Raw genomic sequence first — 19,231 nt, 5'->3', positions numbered from 1 at the left:
CCATATAATGTCCCTGTCCGATTAATGATTTTGATAGGTCGTTAAACTGACAGGTTTCATATTGACAAATTCATCTTTTTCAATAATATTTTTATACGACGTTTGGGCACCGGGAAACTCTTTCATTTTCCAGCCTTCCATGTCCCGGTTGCCGCCATATAAAGGATCACTGAACGCGCCTTCCAGGGTCATCGTTCGCAATAACACGAAAAAATTTTGCGCCGCAACACCGCTCATCTGGATGTCACCGCTCTGCATATCCTGCAAAATCTTCGTCTGCTGATCCTCATTTGCTTCATCAAATGTCGTATCAAAACGCTGCTGACTTTCCTGATCCATTTTGCGCAGACCGTCAATCATAATCTCACCCCGCGTCATGCGGGACTGGTGACGCTGCAGATCCGTTTCAGTCTTATTAAATACATAAGGCGGATTCGTCGGCTGCGACTCTTCCTTTTTGCCTTTCATACTCTCCACCTGCTTAAATTCCGCAAATGGCCCCTGCCGGTAGTCACTGGCATTTTTGCCCCACTGGCCGGCTAATTGTTTATCAATATAATAGGGAACATGCAGCTCAACAGCGCCCGGCCCGTTATCATCCTTAGGCAAAATCCGCTCAGAAGCCGCTGCCAGCACATGAAAATCAGCTAGACGCATGAAAAATTGCCGCGCTTTGGGATAATCCGTCTGCGACTGCTTGTTATCAGTTGCCTTTTCATCCGTTTCCGAGGTGAATTGATCGGTCAAAAAACCCCCAAGCAAAGACCCGCCAACAACACCGCCCGCGGCTATACCTGTATTCTTCAAAAACTTCCGGCGCGTCGGATCATGACCTTCTGATTTCGCCGCATCCGGGTTCTTGTCAGATGACTGACGTTTATCATCGTCCGAATACTTATCTGTCAACGTTCATAACCCCCTTCAAAAAAACTGCTTAAAATCTATAACTAAACCTATTTTTCCCAGCGTTTCCACGAATATGTATATAGCAGGGTGCCGGGTGCGGGGTACATACACAATTCAGAATTGTTTATGTACCTGGCACCCCGCACAACACACAAAAAAGACCCTGCATGAGATTGCTCTCACACAAGGCCTTTCCATCGGGACGTTCGACAAAAACCGGGAAGTGACAGGCACCGTAATTATGGTATAATTTACCTATCTGTTTTGAAGGAGGTTTCATTTAATGGCATTATTCAGGAGAACGTTTGAAAAGGTGGTCGTTGTGCTTATCGGTCTGCTGCTTGCTGCCGGTTTTATGGCGGTACAGGCAAGTCCTGCTGAGGCGCAGGGACAGCCGGCTTACACGATTACACCGGACAGTAAAACGTATGAAGGCAACATGATGAATTATTCCACGTATAATGACAATACCAAGCATTATTACCTGCTGCGTTCTTATCTTGAGCAGCTGGAAGAAACAGACGGCGGCACACTTATTCTGAGTCAAGGCACTTATACCATCTCGAACACGCTTTATGTCCCGTCCAATGTCACGATTAAATTGCAGGATGGCGCCAAAATTGTCAAAGGCAATCAATCAGGCACCAGCCAATTTTCCGCATCCTCGTCCATTTTCCAGTTCATTCGCCCTTCCCTGGCCAAACAGGATGGCGTTTATGGCGGCTATAACGGCGAGAAAAATATTAAGATCAGCGGCAGCGGAGACGCGACGATCGACCTGAACGGTGTCTATGGCAGTCTTGCTATCATTGCCGGTCATAATCAGAACGTCACCATCGAAAATATTCATTTTAAACATATGCACGCGAACCACTTTATCGAAATGGATGCCACGAAAAATGCGGTGATCCGCCATAATACGTTCACCGATGCTAAACCATCGCCTAAGCGAAATAAAGAAGCGATCAACCTGGACACGCCTGACCAGAAAACAAATGGCTGGAGTCAGGATTGGAGCACCTATGATAAAACAGCCAATAAAAATGTGACGATCGAAAATAATGTATTCCGCGATCTGGAAAGAGCCATTGGGACGCATAAATATTCCGGCGGCAGCTTTCACGATCGGATAATTATTCGCGGAAACACCATTGACACGATGCAAAAGGACGCCATTCGTGTGATGAACTGGCGCGATTCGGTGATTGCGGGTAACCTGATCAAAAACGTTGCTCCCAGTTCCGACCATAATAACCGGGGAGTTCTGGTCAGCGGTGCTCACAATCCACATTTCCGGAACAACACATTTGTCAGCATGCCCCGCGCTATGCAATTCATGGTATGGCAAAATCATGGTGCCGGCTCAGAATATGATACAACATACAATGAGTTAAGCAGCCAAAATATCAAGGATTTGAAAACGAATACCATCGTCAACGGAGACGAGAATTTCATTCGCAACAATAAAAAACTCGGGGAATTCGGCAAAGATTATACCGATAATATCGACATCCAGACATCTCGATTCATCGATATGGACCAAAGTCAATCAGGCTATGATCAAGTCGTCAGTCTGATGGATCAAGGCATTATTAGCGGTTATGATGATAATACCTTCAGACCCTATCAATCTATCAGCAGGCAGCATGTCGCACTGATGCTGGCCAACGCGCTGAACCTGTCAGCACCAGCCGATACAAAGGCTGTTGTAAGTCAATTTGAGGATATTGATTCTGATCACTTGTATGCCGGGCAAATAGCGGCGATGGCCAAGGCTGACATATTCAGCGGTGCCAACGGCTTTTTCAAACCCAATGAAAATATCACACGCAGTCAAATGGCCACCGTTCTTGTAGGAGCAATGGGACTCGAAGCAACCGGCGAACCTGTCGAATTAACAGACATCGCTGACATTGGCGCGTCCCACCGGCAGAGTGTACGGATACTAGCGCAAAATAAAATAACCATCGGCAAAACAAATGCCAATGGCGATCACTATTACGACGGCACCGGCAAACTAACCCGCACCCAATTTGCCATCCTGCTGAAGAAAGCCATGTAAAAGGTGCCAGGTACATACACAATTCAGAATAGTGTATGTACCTGGCACCCACTCAAATCATGTACCTGGCGCCGTATACAGCGGCCATCTGTGGGCGCGATAGGCAAATTTGTGGCTGTCTTCGTTAAATCCGGAGAGTTTGATTTCGTAGAGCACATCGGCGTCGTCTTTGTCATTGGTTTCGACAATGCGGCTCTCACGCGCATCACCGTCCGGATTGGGTGCGATATAGCCGGATGTAATTAGGCGATTGCCTGTATCAGGCATATATTGCACATTGCCGACAATCGATGAATAAAAATCCTCGCCACGGCCTTCACCATAGGACCAGATTTCGTCAACGGTCTGTTCCTTTTCATTGATCCGATACTGCACCATACGGCTGTAATCGTCACTAATCGTCTCATCACCACGCGTCACGACATGATTATTATCAAAAAGAATAATATCTTCCGTGTCCGGATCGTCATCCATGTCCGGCAATTTTTTAACCGCATGCTGAGCAGTCGGGAATTTCACATCATCATCCACTGGTTCAAGCAACTTGTCCTCAAGATTATCGGACCAGCCCTCGTCAGCACCCAAAATCCACTGAACATCAGCATCCGGATAACTCAGGTTCATCACCGCGTCCTGATGCCGGCTGGATACGAGAATCGAGTTGTCCGCCTCATCAAACCAGACTGCATTCTGATGGAACCAATCGTTGTCATCGGCATATTCCCCGTCATAGTCTTCATAGACCTTTTCCGGAAAAATATCCTTAAGATCGATTTGCTGCACCGTTTTTCCTGTATTGCGGTCGATTTCAATCATAGTATCTTCCACATATTTGGAATCGGGATCATGCACAGTCGCGAGGAGATTACCGCTTGGCAGATCAATCACATCATGATGGATAAGGTTATCGTCATCATAATTGTCGATGCTGATCCGATAAGCATTGTAACGTTTTCCGAGCGGATCTATTTCCAGCATATCTTTGTATTGATCCTCGTCATTACCACGAACATTGATCAGAAAATGACCATTCGATAAGCGGCTCAAAATCAGCCGTGTATCCAGACTGCTGTACCAGCGAACATTCGCATCCTCATCCACTGCATACAAATAATTCTTGGCCGTTGTAATAAACGTCAGCCCATCCGCCATTTGCTCCGGATTCGAGGTCTTCAGATCTGTCTGCGGCATGTCATCTGGCAGTGGGTCTGTCTTAATCGACACCTCGGTTGACTTCTTGTTGCCATCCTTATCATAGGCCTTAATGAGGACCTGATTTGTTTCATCCGGATAAAGACCCAAAACTGGAATTTCATGCTCTGTTTTATACGCTGACCATGTCTTAGTAATGGGAACTTCACCATCTCCAGTTCCCGTAATCACTTCAATTTGCATCGGCTTGTCCGTCTCAAACTGAAGCAGTGCCGAAAGGGGTGCGGCATCATATGGATCAAGCTTCACATATGGGTCTTCCAGCGAATAATCACCCGAAGCAAGATCCTCAGCCAATCTTTTATCGGCATCCTTCTGTGCCTGCATCCGATCGTCATCATATTCCGTCAGCTGCGCTGCATCCGGATCCGACGCAGGATCAAACACCTTTTTCTGTTCATCATCGTTCCCCTCAGGCGGCCCACTCTTCCCTTCGTCCTGCTCCGAACAAGCCGCGAGCAGCCCGACAAGAAGAATAATGAGACCCAAAATCGAAACCAGCCTTCTCCTCTCCATCTCCGTCCCTCCAAATACTATATTTCCTGTTTATTATAACAGACATAACTCAGTACAGGGGACAGAAGGAGGCTGGAAGGAAGGCGGTGCCAGGTACATACACTATTCTGAATTGTGTATGTACCTGGCACCCTTAAAATAACCGCCGGAGTGTTTTTTCGGGGTCTGGGAATTCGATTTTTTTGTTGAGGAAGAAGTCTTTGATTAGAAATTCGCCGTAGCTGACCGCTTGGTCGTAGGTGATTTTTCCCGGAAGCGGGGCCATATCTTCTGTCACCACATCAATAATAGCGGGTTTGGCTGAGAGAAATGCTTGTTGCATGGTCGTGTCCAAATCCGCCTGCTTATCAACACGGTGCCCTTCTCCGCCGCAATTTTCGGCAAATCCAGCAAAGTCAATGGCTCCTAAATCCGTTTCATAATCGACGTTTCCGGTTTCTTGCTGTTCATATTTAATCATACCAATTTTGCTGTTGTTCAGGATGATTACTTTGATCGGCAAATCATACTTGACAGCTGTTACAAAATCCTGCATCACCTGAGCAAAACCGCCATCCCCGCAGATAGCAACGACCTGTTTGTCCGGATAAGCAAGCTGGGAAGCGATGGCACCCGGCAGTCCAATGCCGATCGTGGCGAGCCCGCCGGACAGCAGAAAGTGCTGCCTGGTAAGATAGAGAAAACGGGATGTCCAGACCGTTACGTTGCCCACATCACACGATACGACAGCATCATCTTGCATATTGTTCTCCACGGCACCGATGACTTGCGGTCCATAAAGGCTGCCTTCCCTTTTATTTTTCTCATCATCCACATGAGCATGCCACCGCTTCATCTTTTCCTGATAGGTTTCAAGAAAATCGGTGTTTTCTTTTTCTGAAATCCGCTCCGTCAGCATGGGCAGAATCTCTTTCGTATCCCCGCAAAGCCCCTCAGTAACGGGGTAAATGCCGCCTACCCGGTCCTGCATAATCTCAATCTGAATCGAGCGGACGTCATCCGGCAGATAACCCCGATACGGAAAACTAGTCCCGATGAACAGCAGCAAATCCGTATCCATCACTGCTTCAAAGGCCGGCTTGGTGCCAATTTGCCCGTGCTGTCCGAGGTTTAGAGGATGGCGATCCGGAATCGTCCCTTTTCCAAGCAAACTTAATACAATCGGTGCGTTGATTTTTTCCGCAAATTCAAGCAAGGCTTCCCTGGCTCCGTAGGCACCTTTTCCAGCAAGAATAACTGGCTTCTCTGCCGCCTCAATTAGTTGAACGGCGCGCTGCAGGTTATTCTGATGAGGAACGGGCGTGGACGCTGCCAGGGTTCTATTCGTTAGTTTTTTCTTATCCTGTTTTTGTTTCGCCGCGAACAAGTCATCAGGCACAATTAAAACCGAGACACTCCGGTGCGTATAGGCCATGCGAATCGCCGTATTCAGCATATCCGGGAGATGTGTGGCGGTCTCCGCGCGCCTGTTATAAACAGCCACGCCATCAAACATTCTTTCCAGATTAATTTCCTGATGCGTATCGGTGCCAACATCATCAGATGGCACCTGTCCAACAATCGCCAGCACCGGAACCCGGTCTTTTTTAGCGTCATACAAGCCATTCAGCAAATGAATACCACCCGGCCCTGCGATCGATGAACAAACACCCAACTTTCCGGTCAACTTAGCATAAGAGGATGCCGCGAGGGCGCCAACCTCTTCATGGCGAATTTGCACAAAATTAATAGCATCTTCCTTCTTGCGCAAATCATCCATGAATTCATTTATGGAATTTCCGGGCATGCCATAAATACGATTAACATCCCAATCAATCAGCAAATCAGCCATCACTTCACCAGTCCGATTATCAAACATGTCTATCGCCCCTTCTTTCGCGCGTTATCTATCTGCTTTTACTATAACCCATATAGCAGAAAATATGAGGTAAATCACAATTAGGTGCCAGGTACATAAACAATTCTGGCAATTGCCAATCGTGTATGTACCTGGCACCTATCGTTTACAGCGTGATATCTGGTTTCATTTCTTCTAGTGTTGCGGGGCCGATGTAGCTGACATTGTCTAGTTCTTTTAGTGTGTCGAATGAGCCGTGTTCCTGCCGGTAGTCTATTATATTTTGAGAGATTGCTGTGCCGACGCCGGTGATTAATTGAAGATCTTCCCTATCAGCATTATTGACGTTAATCGGATAAGGATCTGGATCTGGACTGGGCTCGGGCTCTGGATCCGGCTTAGGATCGGGCTCTGGATTTGGCTCAGGGTCCGGATCTGGCTCGGGCTCTGGTTCAGGTTCCGGTGCCGAACCATATTCTGACGCATCCACTTTATAAGCAAATTTATTGGAATCTACTGTGATGTCACCTGACTGCATCGTTGAATACAGGCTGGTGCCAGCATCATTCAAGCGATCCACGACTGCGTCATCAGGATGACCATAATTATTTTCCCCATACGACAATATGCCCACATCCGGCTCAACTTCATCGATGAAAGCTTGCGAAGTTGACGTACTGGATCCATGATGGCCAACTTTCAATATGTCAGATGACACATCGTAATTTTCCATCATTTTCTGTTCGTTTTTCGTCGTTGCATCACCCGTTAATAAATAATCAACATCACCTTGTGTCAGTTTTAGCACAATGGATGAATCATTATTATCACTGCTTGTGTTTTTGCTGTTCAGCACTTTAATATCCAAACGTTTATCCAGATCGAGCATTTCGCCGGACGCCGCTGTATCCATGGGAATATTTTTCTTATCAATCACGTCCGTGTATTCTTCATAAGTTTGCGTCGTATGCGATTTCCCGCTATCCAGCACACGATCAACGTTAAACTGTTTAAGGACATCGATAAGACCGCCAATATGGTCGGCATCGGGATGTGTTGCCACAAGAAGATCGATCGATTCAATGCCTTCCTGATGCAGGTAGTCAACCACGTCATCTCCCGCGGATTTAGGACCGCCATCAACTAAAATAGTTTCATCGTTTGGCGTCTCGATCAGAATGCCATCACCTTGCCCCACATCAATAAAATGGGCGGACATTTCTTTGTATTGATCAGACGTCACCTGCAAAGTCTTATACAGGAACGTGGCAAACTGACCGCGTGTCACTTTTTCAGCCGGCCGAAAGTCATCTGTCTGATTGGAAATGCCATGCTGTAACAATCGTTTCACATTCTTTTTGTGTGATGGACTCACGTTGGAAACATTGGCATCAACAGTGTTTCCGCTGTCCTTAATATCATAAGCGTGAACCAGCACCGTTGCCATCTGTTCCCGTGTTAATGGCTGACTGCCATTAAAATAACCATTTTTCCCTTTGAATATGTCAGCATCATATGTAGCAGCAATCGGGTCAGCATAATAATCTGAAGCTGATGTATCCTTAAAATGATTTAATAGACGCGACGGATGAGATGGTTCCGAGAGATCTTTAGCTTTGAAAAATAACGCCGCCGTCTGCTGTCTGCTGATGTCTTCATATGGATGGTACTCATTTGAAGCATAGCCGTGAATGATGTCATCTTCCGTTAATGTCGCTATCCCCATATAGTGAGAATTCTGCTGAGACACATCTTTAAAATCAGATGCGGCATCTGCCGGCGATGTAAAAACCGCAAGCAACATACCGACCAGAATAACAACAAAACCATACCTTCTCACTTAAATTCCTCCCCAATACTAAATTACGTGCAACATGATAGTACTTATGAAGGGAAGGAAACAAGAAAGAAATAGCGGTCGGTGCCGGCGGTGGGTGCCCGGCGGTGGGTGCCCGGCGGTGGGTGCCAGGTACATACACAATTTGGAATTGCCGGAATTGTTTATGTACCTGGCACCCCGAATCTGTCGCCTATACGCCAAAGCCACGTTATAATGGCAGGTGACTGAGATGTCAGCCTGTCATTAGATGCAGGGATTATGACTGCCGGATGATGAATGATTGAGTTTACGATATATTCAAGGAGGGATAAAACGATGATCGATGAGACAGATAGGAAGCATTTGCGCCGATGCGTTGATTTAGCGACGACAGCTTTGGAAAATGGAGATGAGCCATTCGGTTCCATCCTTGTTTCAGCTGAGGGCGATGTGCTTGCTGAAAAACTTAACCAGATTTCCGATGGTGACAAGACCCAGCACCCTGAATTTGCATTGGCACGCTGGGCAGGAGAAAATATGGCACCTGAAGAAAAAAGTAAAGCGACGGTCTATACTTCAGGGGAACATTGCCCCATGTGTGCCGCAGCTCATGGATTGGCAGGGCTGGGCCGGATCGTTTATGCAAGCTCATCCGAGCAGCTGGCTGAATGGTTCGACGAAATGGGCATAGCCGGAACACCACGCGCTATCGGCCGCCCTATTCAGGAAGTGATCCGCGACACAACAGTGGACGGCCCTGTTTCGGACCTTGCCGAAGAAGTGCACCAGCTCCAGCGACAATGTCATATGTAAAATTCAGGGGTGCCAGGTACATACACTATTCTAAATATACAGAATAGTGTATGTACCTGGCACCATTTATCCCAGCTCTTTCTGAAATACAATAAACTTGCTGGGTGCGTCCAGCTCTTTCATCAGCTCTGGGAATGAATCGTCGATGATATGGGTGTCAGCCTGCTGGTAGCCCATACGCGAGTACCAATTTTTTAAGCTTACTTTGCCGGGGTATGATCCTTCCCGTGGCATAAGCATCTCAAGCTGCATTTTGGGCAGCTGTTCGGATTGGCACCGCTGTTCTGCAAAACGGACTAATGCCCGGCCAGCTCCTGTGCCCTGAAATGCTTCATCTACTGCAAGCATTCCTAATCCTTCCGTCTCTGAATCAAGCTGCCGGACACGGACACAGCCAATTGTCTGCCCATTCGAACGAGCGACAGCGAGCTCCCCGTCACTGGTGAGCTTTGTCACATCCTCCACCGTCGTGCGCACAACCCAAGGCTTCATAACGCCTTTCTCAGCTCGTGCAAACGCGCGGTTCACGAGGTCTGTTATGTGTTCCATTTCGGCCGCATCCGTATGCGCCTCACGCGGCAGCATGTGTATATCGAAGGATTCCATAAGATTCAACACCACCCTTTCCAGCTTTCTTTAACAAGTATTTTAGCCATGTTACTTCTCGAAAAAACATCAACAGCACCATATGCAGCGATTCTAACCGTACAAAACACTGCCTTAGCTGGGTTTGTTTGAATATAAGGTAATTGTACTGAAAATCAAAAATGATATCAAAAAATAGGTACCAGGTACAGACACTATTCTGAATAGTGTCTGTACCTGGTACGCTACTTCTCCTCTTTCCGGCTCAGGCACCATTTAGCATAGGATAAACCGTCTGGATTATTCATTTTATTTAATAGGCCGGGCAGCATTTCGAGATGGATGTAGGGTTGGGGACTTAGCTGATTGCCAAAATAACTGGGATAGGTGGAATACGGATACATTTCAAGTTTTTGTGCCATCGGATATGTTGTTTCAATGGGATTCAGATGGATATAAGCCGAGGTATGCAGAAGTGCTTGAATACTTGTCACGTCTTTGGAATAATACCGGTTTTCATAAATTTGGCCAGTATAGTCATACCGATCCCGGTAATAATCGCTATACCGTTTGTTGATATGCCTCATAATGACACTTATATTCACATGCGGAGAATGAAGCAGCAGATGAACGTGATTCGTCATGACACAGTAAGCATGAATCTCAAAAAGATGCTTATAATAAACATCTGTCAAAATGCGGTGATACTCCTGTATATCCGTCGAGTCTGTAAATATTCCCTGCCGATTATTACCGCGCATTACAACATGATAAAACCCACCGGGATACCAATCACGCTTGCGTCTGCCCATCGCTTGTCCCTCCTTTCTTTCAATTGGTGCCAGGTACATACACAATTGGCAATTATCCGAATCATATGTGTACCTGGTACCCACATCATAGCCTAGATGTGAACTGCTGTAAAAAGCGTAAAAATTGATTTTGAGCGCAATAAGCCTTAAATCGCCCCGCCAATTTTCTCTTTCCAAACCTTCAACCGGACAAATCACACCCACTTTGTATGCAAATTATAATTTTCGGGGTGTCTTTGGGGTGGTGCCAGGTACATACACTATTCGCAGTTATCCGAATAGTGTATGTACCTGGCACCTGCAAAAAAGTGCACCGCCGTCAGTACGGGGTGCACTTTTTCGTCTATTCCGCTTCTGGTGATTGCGGTGTTTTCAGCAGGGCTGGGTCAAGGATGGTGTAACCTTGATCGCGCAGGCCTTTTACGATATCTTCCAATGCTTTATTCGTCCAGTCGCGGTCATGCATTAAGAGAATCGCACCGTCACGCAGCAAGCCTTCCGGGTCTGGATGAAGCATGATATCAGTCAGTTTAGCCGCATCTTCATAACCGGGTTTAAAATCATAGCCATATGACCAGTTCATCACCAGTGCATCGCGTTTTTCCGCCAATTGATCCGACACGTCGGTGTTAACACCATGCGGCGCACGGAAGAATTTAACAGGATTGCCCGTTATGTCTTCAATCTGATCATAAACCGGCGTCAATTCATCCCGCTGCTCCTGTCCTGACAGGTCGGAAAGATTAGGATGGGTATCTGTGTGGTTGCCCAGCGGAAAACCCATGTCATGAATTTTCTCCAGCTTTTCCTTGCCGCCATCCTGATCAACATACATCTTATTTATGTAAAAAATAGCACCAGCATCCATCTCTTTCAGCTTTTCCGCCATTTCCACCGCATGATCTTCTGGTGCATCATCAATCGTCAGCAGCACCACTTTCGAATCTGCATCATCAATGGGCTCAATGTAATAGTTATCCGTCATTCTATATTCCGGCTTTTTCTGTTTAAACGCGGCATCATTTTGCTTGTCCTTTTTATCTTCTGATTCATCCTCCTCTGCTGCCTCTTTCTCATCCTGATCCGCATCATCTTCTGCAACTTGCTCGTCCTCTGTTGTTTCGCCAGACGTCGTCGCTTCTGCCTGCTCAGAATCATCCGACTGGGATTCATCAGAAGTCGATGACGCAGAACAAGCGGACAAAGCAAGCATAACAGCCAACATTCCTATGGTGATTGCCCTCATGTGTCTAACCCCCTATTTAAATTCACCCCTTTATTATAAAGGAAATCTATGGCGTGTGCCAGGTACATACACAGTTCAGATAATTGTCAATCGTTTATGTACCTGGCACCCCATGATATAATAATAGAAAAAGTAAAACACTAGTAATACTGGAGGGGACTGACGTGACAAACTGGAAGCGAAGCAAACTCAGAAGGGCCGCAGCATCCACGATGGCAGCCATGCTCATGTTAGGTTCTATGCCGGCAATGGCTCAGACAGCGGGCGCATCGGATTCTATTCCGGCACCTCCCTCACTGGACGCGGGGGCGCAAGAAACACCGGACACGTCCCAGGTTACGAATGGCGCGTATATTCTAACCTTTAAAAATGGCATATCTAAACAACAGATGAAAGAGACGATTCACACGTATAACGGTACAAAAATCGATGGAAACTATAAATCTCATATAGTGTCTATAAAACTGGCAAACAAGCAATATGACAAGATAAAGCAGGATCCGGTCGTTGATACCATTGAGAAGAACCAATCTGTTAAAATACAATCTCAGGATTCCATGACGCAATACAGCCACAAAAAGACAAAGGTTCCCCAAGCCTGGCAGCATGACCTGACCGGTGAAAATGAAAAAATTGCAGTCCTGGACACAGGTATTTCTGACGAACATCGTGATCTGGATGTCGAAAAGGGCACTTCCACCGTGAATTATACGGATTCGTCTGCTGATGACAATGGCCACGGCACACATGTCTCGGGCATTATTGCGGCAAATAATAATGATATGGGCGTCACAGGTGTTGCAAGTGATGCAGACCTTTACCCAGTTAAGGTTCTGAACGCTGACGGCGAAGGCAATCTAATGGATGTAATTGAAGGGATCGACTGGGCCATTAAGCATCAGATGGACATGATTAATATTAGCTCAGGTACATACACCGCATCCCATGCATTAAAAACAAAGCTCGACGAAGTAGCATCTAAAGGGATCCTGATTGTTGCATCAGCGGGGAACAGCGGTGATTCCCCCATTGGGTATCCCGCCAAATATAATCATGTGATCGCTGTAGGCGCGACAGACAAGCATAATCAGCTTGCCTCCTTTTCCTCCAGAGGTCCGAATTTAGATGTTGTCGCTCCCGGCAAAAACATTGTCAGCACCTATTTGGATAATGACTATGCAAAAGGCAGCGGCACATCTCAAGCGGCACCCTATATTACGGGAATGCTCGCATTATTACAGGAACAGCACCCTGATATGTCTGCCGAAGATCTCACAGATACACTTTATGCCAGTTCACACGACCTTGGTGCGAAAGGCCAAGACACGACATATGGACGTGGACTGGTCCAATATCCGGATTTTGCTGAAGCAGGAGAAGGACAAGCCGGCAACGACGAGGATGACAATGCGGATCAACAGCCGAATAAAGAAAAATCGACACAACATGATTCAACCAATCAGAATGGGGAAACAGCTCCCAAAGATAATGGCGAAAACAGCACACCTTCTGATGGTTTCCCTGACGTTACAGAGGGAGAAACAGGCGGTCATTATAAGGCAATTATGACTATGTCCAAAAAAGATGCGATTAAGGGCAAACCCGACGGACGCTTTTATCCCTGGGAAGATGTTAAACGGGGACAAATGACCAACATAATTCAAAATTTACGTCACTTTCCTGTGCCAACTCTAAAACAAGTTTTAACAGCTTATGACGACATTAATAAGCATAATGACTATGCCAAATCCATTGCAACACTGACTCACGCTAATGTATTAAAAGGAGACAATGGCCATTTCGGGGAGTACGACAATCTCACAAGAGAACAAATGGCAACAATCCTGAATAAAGCATTCTCCCTTAATGATATTAATGAAAAGAAAAACAATGACGACGCTGATGTCTATCTAAATAACGTCGACCCCTCTCATAAAGAATCTGTGCAAATACTGGCTAATCTGGGCATAACAACGGAATTAGACGACTTCCGTCCATATGAAAACGTCACAAGAGCACAAGTTGCCACCTTTTTGGACAAAGTGCCAGGTACATAAACAATTCAGAATTGTTTATGTACCTGGCACCCGCACCGCACCGGGGCAGCCGCACCGCTATATAGATTCAGCTGGCAGCGGTTTGCTGTAATAGTAGCCTTGGTATTCTTCGCATGCTTTACCGGAGAGAAGCTGAAGCTGGCTTTCGTTTTCGATTCCTTCAGCGATAACGTTGAATTCCAGGCGGTGTGCCATATGAATGATCGCATCCACAATCGCTTTTTCCTTGCTGCCCTGTTCCATGTTATCGACGAAGGACTTGTCGATCTTCAGCGTATTGAGCGGATAATCCTTCAGATAGCTCAGAGAGGAATACCCCGTCCCAAAATCATCAAGCGATATTTTAACGCCCATTTCCCGTATCTCGTTCATAACGGGAACGGACTTCTCGGGATCTTGCACGATGCTTTCCGTCATTTCCAGTTCCAAAAATTCTGCGGGAAGTCCTGTTTCAGCAAGAACGTCTTTCACCATCTGTACAAAGTCCGGCTGCTGGAATTGAATGGCGGATATATTCACCGACATTCGGGACACTGCTTTGCCCTGATTCAGCCACGAGACCATCTGCCGGCACGCTTCTTCCAGCACCCACTGGCCAAGCGGCACAATCAGGCCCGTTTCTTCAGCGAGCGGAATAAAATCGCCGGGCGAGACCATACCGCGCTCTGGATGCTGCCACCGGATAAGCGCTTCATAGCCTTTGACGTCACCCTCCGCGACACTGACCTGGGGCTGATAATAAAGCAGAAAGTGTTCCTCTTCCAGCCCTTTTCTGAGCTCAGATTCAAGGATTAGTTTTTTCGATATCTCCTCGTTCATGTCCGGCGTGAAAAAACGGAATTCAACCTGACTGTTGTTCTTGGACTGATACATCGCGGTATCCGCATACCGGATCAATTCTTCCGCCGTCTTTCCGTTCTGAGGGTACATGCTAATGCCGATAGAAGCCGATACAAACAATTCATACCCTTCCACCAGAAATGGACGCTTCAATGTTTGAATCAGCGAATTAGCCGTTTGCACCGCTTGATACTGGTTCGCATTTGGAAGTACCGCTACGAATTCATCACCGCTCTGGCGGGCAATGAATTCCCCTTCCTGAAGCTCCTCACTCACCCGTTCAGATGTCGAAATAAGCAGGCCATCCCCGACTTGGTGACCAAACACATCATTCACATTTTTGAAACGATCCAGATCGATGAAAAGAACCGCCACCTGAAATACAGCTTTTTGATCGAGCATATACTGCAAGTGTTCATTCAGCATACGCCGATTCGGCAGTCTTGTGAGCTCATCACGATACACCAGTTCCTGGATTCGCTCATTCTTTTTGACCCGATCAGAAACATCGCGGACAATGCCGGTGTAATAGCCCTGATCGCCACGCCCCTGCCTGGAAAGCGAGAGTTCAATTGGGAATGTACGGCCATCTTTGTGCTGCCCTTCAAGCTCCACCAGTTGTCCCGTCATGTTTTTTTCTCCGCTCCACTGCTGTCCCAATGCGGGAATGATCTTCAGCGCGTCTCCGCCGACAGCCTCTTCTTCGTCATAACCAAAAATGCGTTCCGCTGCTCGATTCCATGATGTGATGGTCCCATCCTGTTTCGCCGTCACGATCGCATCCGTGGCGGAATGGATAATCGACTGATACAGATCTTCGAGATATTCCGACTTATCTTCACTTGATTCAACTTTCCGGGTAAAAACAGCGAGGATGATACTGGTCGTCGAGATCATCATCACAACCATCGTTATCAGGACAGACAGCATCTCTGGTCCGATGAATGAAGAAGATGCCGGACGGATACCGTCTCCGTTTAGCTTAAAATAGGTTCCCGCCATGGCCGTATAATGAAGCCCGGAAATCGCGATTCCCATTATGATAGAACTTCCAGTGAATCCTGCCTCCCTTTTCAAAGGGTGCTCAATGGAAGGAACAAATGAAAGGAGCCGGAGTGCGGCAAACGAAGCAGCCAAGGCTATCAGACCCGACAGCGTGACATAGGTCCCGTCATAAATCAAATCTGCGCCTAGCTTCATGGAGGCCATACCAATATAGTGCATGGACACAATGCCGGCACCAATCAATACTGACCCAATCAGATGATTAATAAGTTTCACGTGAGAAAACTGCAGTATCAAAAAGGCCAGAATGCTTGCTACCATCGCGCAGACCACGCTGAGTGCAAAAAGCAGCGGATCATACGTAACAGCTATCCCCATGTCATAGGCCAGCATTCCGACAAAATGCATCGACCATATCCCGCCGCCTAGGCAAAAGCCGCCAAAAATCGCCCAAATGAGTTTGTTTTTCGTCGTTGAACCGTTAAGCCGGCCCGCTACATGAAAGGCTGCATACGAAGCGAACACGGCAATAAAAAGAGATAATAGCACAAGAAACGGCTTATATGTTCCCTGCATCATTTCCACCGATATCACATTTCCTTCCTATATCCCAGTACAAAAACCAAAAACGAAAGCAAAAGCTGCCGATAATGGCTGCTCATAAAATGACTACTTTTAATATCGGTAGAAATAAACAGACGTTTAACAGATATTATGACAAAATTTTCAAAGTGCCAGACACACAAATGATTCACGGTATTATGAATTGTTTGTGTCTGGCACCCGCAACACTTATGCCCCTCACACCCGCTCGGGCACCCGCTCTGCGCCGGGAGGAAGGGGCTGGCTGTAATAATAGCCTTGGTATTCGTCACATGCCTTGTCATAAAGAAGCTGAAGCTGGTTTTCATGTTCAATTCCTTCGGCGATGACGTTAAAGTTCAGGTTGTGCGCCATATGAATAATGGCTTCCACAATCGCTTTTTCCTGGGAGTCTTGTGTCATATTAACCACAAAGGACCGGTCGATCTTCAAGCTGTTGAGCGGAAAATTCCTCAGACAGCTCAAAGAGGTATATCCCGTTCCAAAGTCATCAAGTGATAGTCTGACACCCATTTCCCGCATTTCTTCCATAATGAAAACAGCCTGCTCGGGATCTTGCATAATACTTTCCGTCAATTCCAGTTCCAGATAGTCGGCAGGAAGCCCTGACTCAGCAAGAACATCTGTCACCATCTGCATAAAGTTCGGATGATAGAATTGAACAGCAGATATGTTCACAGATACTCTGGACACTGTTCCCCCTTCCTTCCACCAGGACATCATCTGCCAGCACGCTTCTTCCAGCACCCATCGCCCCAGCGGCACAATCTGCCTTGTTTCTTCAGCAATCGGAATGAAATCGCCGGGATATATCAGACCATGCTCCGGATGTTCCCACCGGATAAGTGCTTCATATCCTTTGATTTCTCCATCCGCAACACTGATCTGCGGTTGGTAATAGAGCTGAAATTCCCTCGCTTCCAGCCCTTTCCTGATATCAGACTCGCGGAACCCTTTTACCGACATCTCCTCATTCATATCCCGCGTGAAAAAGCAGCATTGATTCTCGCTGCTATTTTTCGCGTGATACATCGCGGTATCCGCATACTGGATTAATTGTTCTGTCGTTTTACCATCTTCAGGGTACAGACTAACGCCGATAGACGCCGAAACAAACAATTCATACCCTTCCACAACAAACGGGCGATTCATGACGTCAATCAGCGACTGGACCGTATGCTGCACTTGATCCTCAGACACATTCTGAAGCACCGCCACGAACTCATCACCGCTCTGACGGGCAATGAATTCGCCTTCCTGAAGCTGCTCACTCATCCGTGCCGATGCTGCAATCAGAAGTCCATCCCCGACATGATGGCCAAATACATCATTCACACTTTTGAAATGGTTCAGATCCATGAAAAGGACCGCAATACGCGATACTGATGCTTGATCCAGTATGTACTGCAGATGCTCGATCAGCACACGCCGGTTCGGGAGTTTCGTAAGCTCATCCTGATACACGAGTTCCTGGATCCTTTGATTCTGCTCCACCCGTTCGGTAATATCGCGGATAATGCACGTGTAATAAGTCATCTCACCGCGTCCCTGCCTGGAAAGCGATAGTTCAACCGGAAAGGTATGGCCATCTTTATGCCGCGCTTTTAGTTCCACCACGCTTCCAAGCACAAATTCTCTTTTTTTCCGCTCGTAGTTTTCCGGGAAAAAATTCATGAAATCGGTGCCGAGAATCTCGTGTTCCGCATAGCCATAAATTTGCTCCGCCGCTTTATTCCATGAAATGATCGTGCCTTTTTCTTCTTCTGCTGTCACGATCGCATCCGTAGCGAAGTGGATGATCGACTGATACAGATCTTCGAGGTAGCCTGACTTATATTCACTTGATTCCACTCGTCTGGTTAAAAAGGCGATAACGACCGCGGCCGTTAATATCATGGTCACCACAATACTTATCAGGACAGACAGCGTCCCCGGTCCTATGAATGAAGAGGCTGACGGACCCAAATCCCCCTCGTTTGTCTGATAATAGGTCCCCGCCATGCCACTATAATGCATTCCGAAAATCGCCAAACCCATCACGATGGCACTGCCAAGGAATATTTCTTCCCTTTTTAAACGCCGCTTAATAGAAGGGAGAATCGAAAGCAGCCGGAACGCGGCAAACGAAGCAGCCAAGGCTATCAGAACGGACAGCGTCACAACATCGGTCCCATCATAAACCAGGTCTGCCTCTATCTGCATAGAGTTCATACCCAAATAATGCACGGACAAAATGCCGGCAGCCATGATAGCGGATTCAATTAAACGAACAAACCATTGAGGCTGACAAAAATGCAGTAATAAAAAGGTCAGAATACTTGCCGTCACCGCACAGATAACACTGAGGGCAAAAAGCATTGGATCATAGGTAACCGTTATCCCCAGGTCATAAGCCAGTATCCCGATAAAATGCATGGTCCATATCCCGTTACCGAGACAAAAACCGCCCATGATTGCCCAAAAGGTTTTGCTTTTCGCAGTCGAACCATTGAACCGGAACGCAATATGGAAAGCTGCATACGACGCGAACACGGCAATAAAAAGAGATAACAGCACAAACCACGTTTGATAGGTTCCTTGCATCAGTTCCATCGCTATCACATGCCCTTCCGATATCACAGTACAAACGCCCGATAAAAAGCAAAGGCTGCCGATAATACCAGCAGCCTTGTCAAAGTCTTTATGAATCGTCTTCTGCGTTTAAACCACTCGTCAAAACTGGCGGAGAGGCCGAAGTAAAAACATAGTCAGTAAGATCGCAAAGACTGGCTGTCATCCGTCTCTGCGATCTCACAGGACTTGACAATGAAGATGGCATATCGACATCCAAATCAGGGGACTGATTGTCACTGATACTCTCTCGATGGCATGTCCTGATGAATCCCCGTTTATATATGGAATCTGCTAATCACATCAGC

The 19,231-nt window shown here is 46.8% G+C and carries 12 protein-coding genes; 3 read left to right on the top strand and 9 right to left on the bottom strand.

Features of this window, described 5'->3' with window-relative positions:
- Window positions 1-21 precede the first annotated feature (21 nt).
- Window positions 22-906, bottom strand: coding sequence for a gluconate 2-dehydrogenase subunit 3 family protein (locus ACZ444_RS03730; RefSeq protein WP_382358632.1), 885 nt, complete (start codon window positions 904-906; stop codon window positions 22-24).
- 283 nt (window positions 907-1,189) lie between these two features.
- Between ACZ444_RS03730 and ACZ444_RS03725 the strand changes: the two genes are divergently transcribed.
- Window positions 1,190-2,968, top strand: coding sequence for an S-layer homology domain-containing protein (locus ACZ444_RS03725; RefSeq protein ID WP_382358631.1), 1,779 nt, complete (start codon window positions 1,190-1,192; stop codon window positions 2,966-2,968).
- Between the two features lie 57 nt (window positions 2,969-3,025).
- Here ACZ444_RS03725 and ACZ444_RS03720 read toward each other — a convergent pair whose 3' ends face one another.
- The 3 genes from ACZ444_RS03720 to ACZ444_RS03710 form a co-directional block, all read right to left on the bottom strand.
- Entirely contained in the window at window positions 3,026-4,696 is a 1,671-nt protein-coding gene (locus tag ACZ444_RS03720; protein ID WP_382358630.1) for an aryl-sulfate sulfotransferase, read from the bottom strand.
- A 133-nt stretch (window positions 4,697-4,829) separates the two neighbouring features.
- Entirely contained in the window at window positions 4,830-6,554 is a 1,725-nt protein-coding gene (locus ACZ444_RS03715) for a pyruvate oxidase (protein WP_382358629.1), read from the bottom strand.
- Window positions 6,555-6,699: 145 nt separating this feature from the next.
- The gene (locus ACZ444_RS03710) at window positions 6,700-8,373 is read right to left on the bottom strand and encodes an S-layer homology domain-containing protein (protein ID WP_382358628.1); all 1,674 of its coding nucleotides are present in this window, start codon (window positions 8,371-8,373) and stop codon (window positions 6,700-6,702) included.
- A 315-nt stretch (window positions 8,374-8,688) separates the two neighbouring features.
- On the opposite strand from ACZ444_RS03710, the gene ACZ444_RS03705 reads away from it, so the two are divergent.
- Window positions 8,689-9,165, top strand: coding sequence for a nucleoside deaminase (locus ACZ444_RS03705; RefSeq protein ID WP_382358627.1), 477 nt, complete (start codon window positions 8,689-8,691; stop codon window positions 9,163-9,165).
- A gap of 66 nt (window positions 9,166-9,231) precedes the next feature.
- Here ACZ444_RS03705 and ACZ444_RS03700 read toward each other — a convergent pair whose 3' ends face one another.
- The 3 genes from ACZ444_RS03700 to ACZ444_RS03690 form a co-directional block, all read right to left on the bottom strand.
- Complete coding sequence (locus ACZ444_RS03700) at window positions 9,232-9,771, bottom strand: GNAT family N-acetyltransferase (protein ID WP_382358626.1); 540 nt, start codon at window positions 9,769-9,771, stop codon at window positions 9,232-9,234.
- A gap of 224 nt (window positions 9,772-9,995) precedes the next feature.
- A complete protein-coding gene (locus ACZ444_RS03695) occupies window positions 9,996-10,562 on the bottom strand; it encodes a transposase (protein WP_382358625.1) in 567 nt (188 codons plus the stop codon).
- A gap of 343 nt (window positions 10,563-10,905) precedes the next feature.
- Window positions 10,906-11,808 (bottom strand): polysaccharide deacetylase family protein, encoded by a 903-nt coding sequence (locus ACZ444_RS03690; RefSeq protein WP_382358624.1) that lies wholly within the window; start codon window positions 11,806-11,808, stop codon window positions 10,906-10,908.
- Window positions 11,809-11,972: 164 nt separating this feature from the next.
- Here ACZ444_RS03690 and ACZ444_RS03685 point away from each other — a divergent pair, with 164 nt between their 5' ends.
- Window positions 11,973-13,865: a S8 family peptidase gene (locus ACZ444_RS03685; RefSeq protein WP_382358623.1), complete on the top strand. Its 1,893-nt coding sequence runs from the start codon at window positions 11,973-11,975 to the stop codon at window positions 13,863-13,865.
- A 57-nt stretch (window positions 13,866-13,922) separates the two neighbouring features.
- Here ACZ444_RS03685 and ACZ444_RS03680 read toward each other — a convergent pair whose 3' ends face one another.
- Together ACZ444_RS03680 and ACZ444_RS03675 are read right to left on the bottom strand one after the other, a co-directional pair.
- Window positions 13,923-16,304, bottom strand: coding sequence for an EAL domain-containing protein (locus ACZ444_RS03680; protein ID WP_382358622.1), 2,382 nt, complete (start codon window positions 16,302-16,304; stop codon window positions 13,923-13,925).
- 207 nt (window positions 16,305-16,511) lie between these two features.
- A complete protein-coding gene (locus ACZ444_RS03675; RefSeq protein ID WP_382358621.1) occupies window positions 16,512-18,905 on the bottom strand; it encodes a bifunctional diguanylate cyclase/phosphodiesterase in 2,394 nt (797 codons plus the stop codon).
- Between the last annotated feature and the right edge of the window lie 326 nt (window positions 18,906-19,231).

Source organism: Lentibacillus kimchii (genome assembly GCF_055381965.1).
This window is presented reverse-complemented; position numbering and strand designations above follow the sequence as displayed.

Bases quoted from the DNA above. Each gene is read 5' to 3' on its own strand.
- ACZ444_RS03690 (WP_382358624.1), bottom strand. From the start codon at position 11,808: ATGAGGGCAATCACCATAGGAATGTTGGCTGTTATGCTTGCTTTGTCC.
- ACZ444_RS03695 (WP_382358625.1), bottom strand. From the start codon at position 10,562: ATGGGCAGACGCAAGCGTGATTGGTATCCCGGTGGGTTTTATCATGTT.
- ACZ444_RS03720 (WP_382358630.1), bottom strand. From the start codon at position 4,696: ATGGAGAGGAGAAGGCTGGTTTCGATTTTGGGTCTCATTATTCTTCTT.
- ACZ444_RS03700 (WP_382358626.1), bottom strand. From the start codon at position 9,771: ATGGAATCCTTCGATATACACATGCTGCCGCGTGAGGCGCATACGGAT.
- ACZ444_RS03725 (WP_382358631.1), top strand. From the start codon at position 1,190: ATGGCATTATTCAGGAGAACGTTTGAAAAGGTGGTCGTTGTGCTTATC.
- ACZ444_RS03705 (WP_382358627.1), top strand. From the start codon at position 8,689: ATGATCGATGAGACAGATAGGAAGCATTTGCGCCGATGCGTTGATTTA.
- ACZ444_RS03675 (WP_382358621.1), bottom strand. From the start codon at position 18,905: ATGGAACTGATGCAAGGAACCTATCAAACGTGGTTTGTGCTGTTATCT.
- ACZ444_RS03715 (WP_382358629.1), bottom strand. From the start codon at position 6,554: ATGTTTGATAATCGGACTGGTGAAGTGATGGCTGATTTGCTGATTGAT.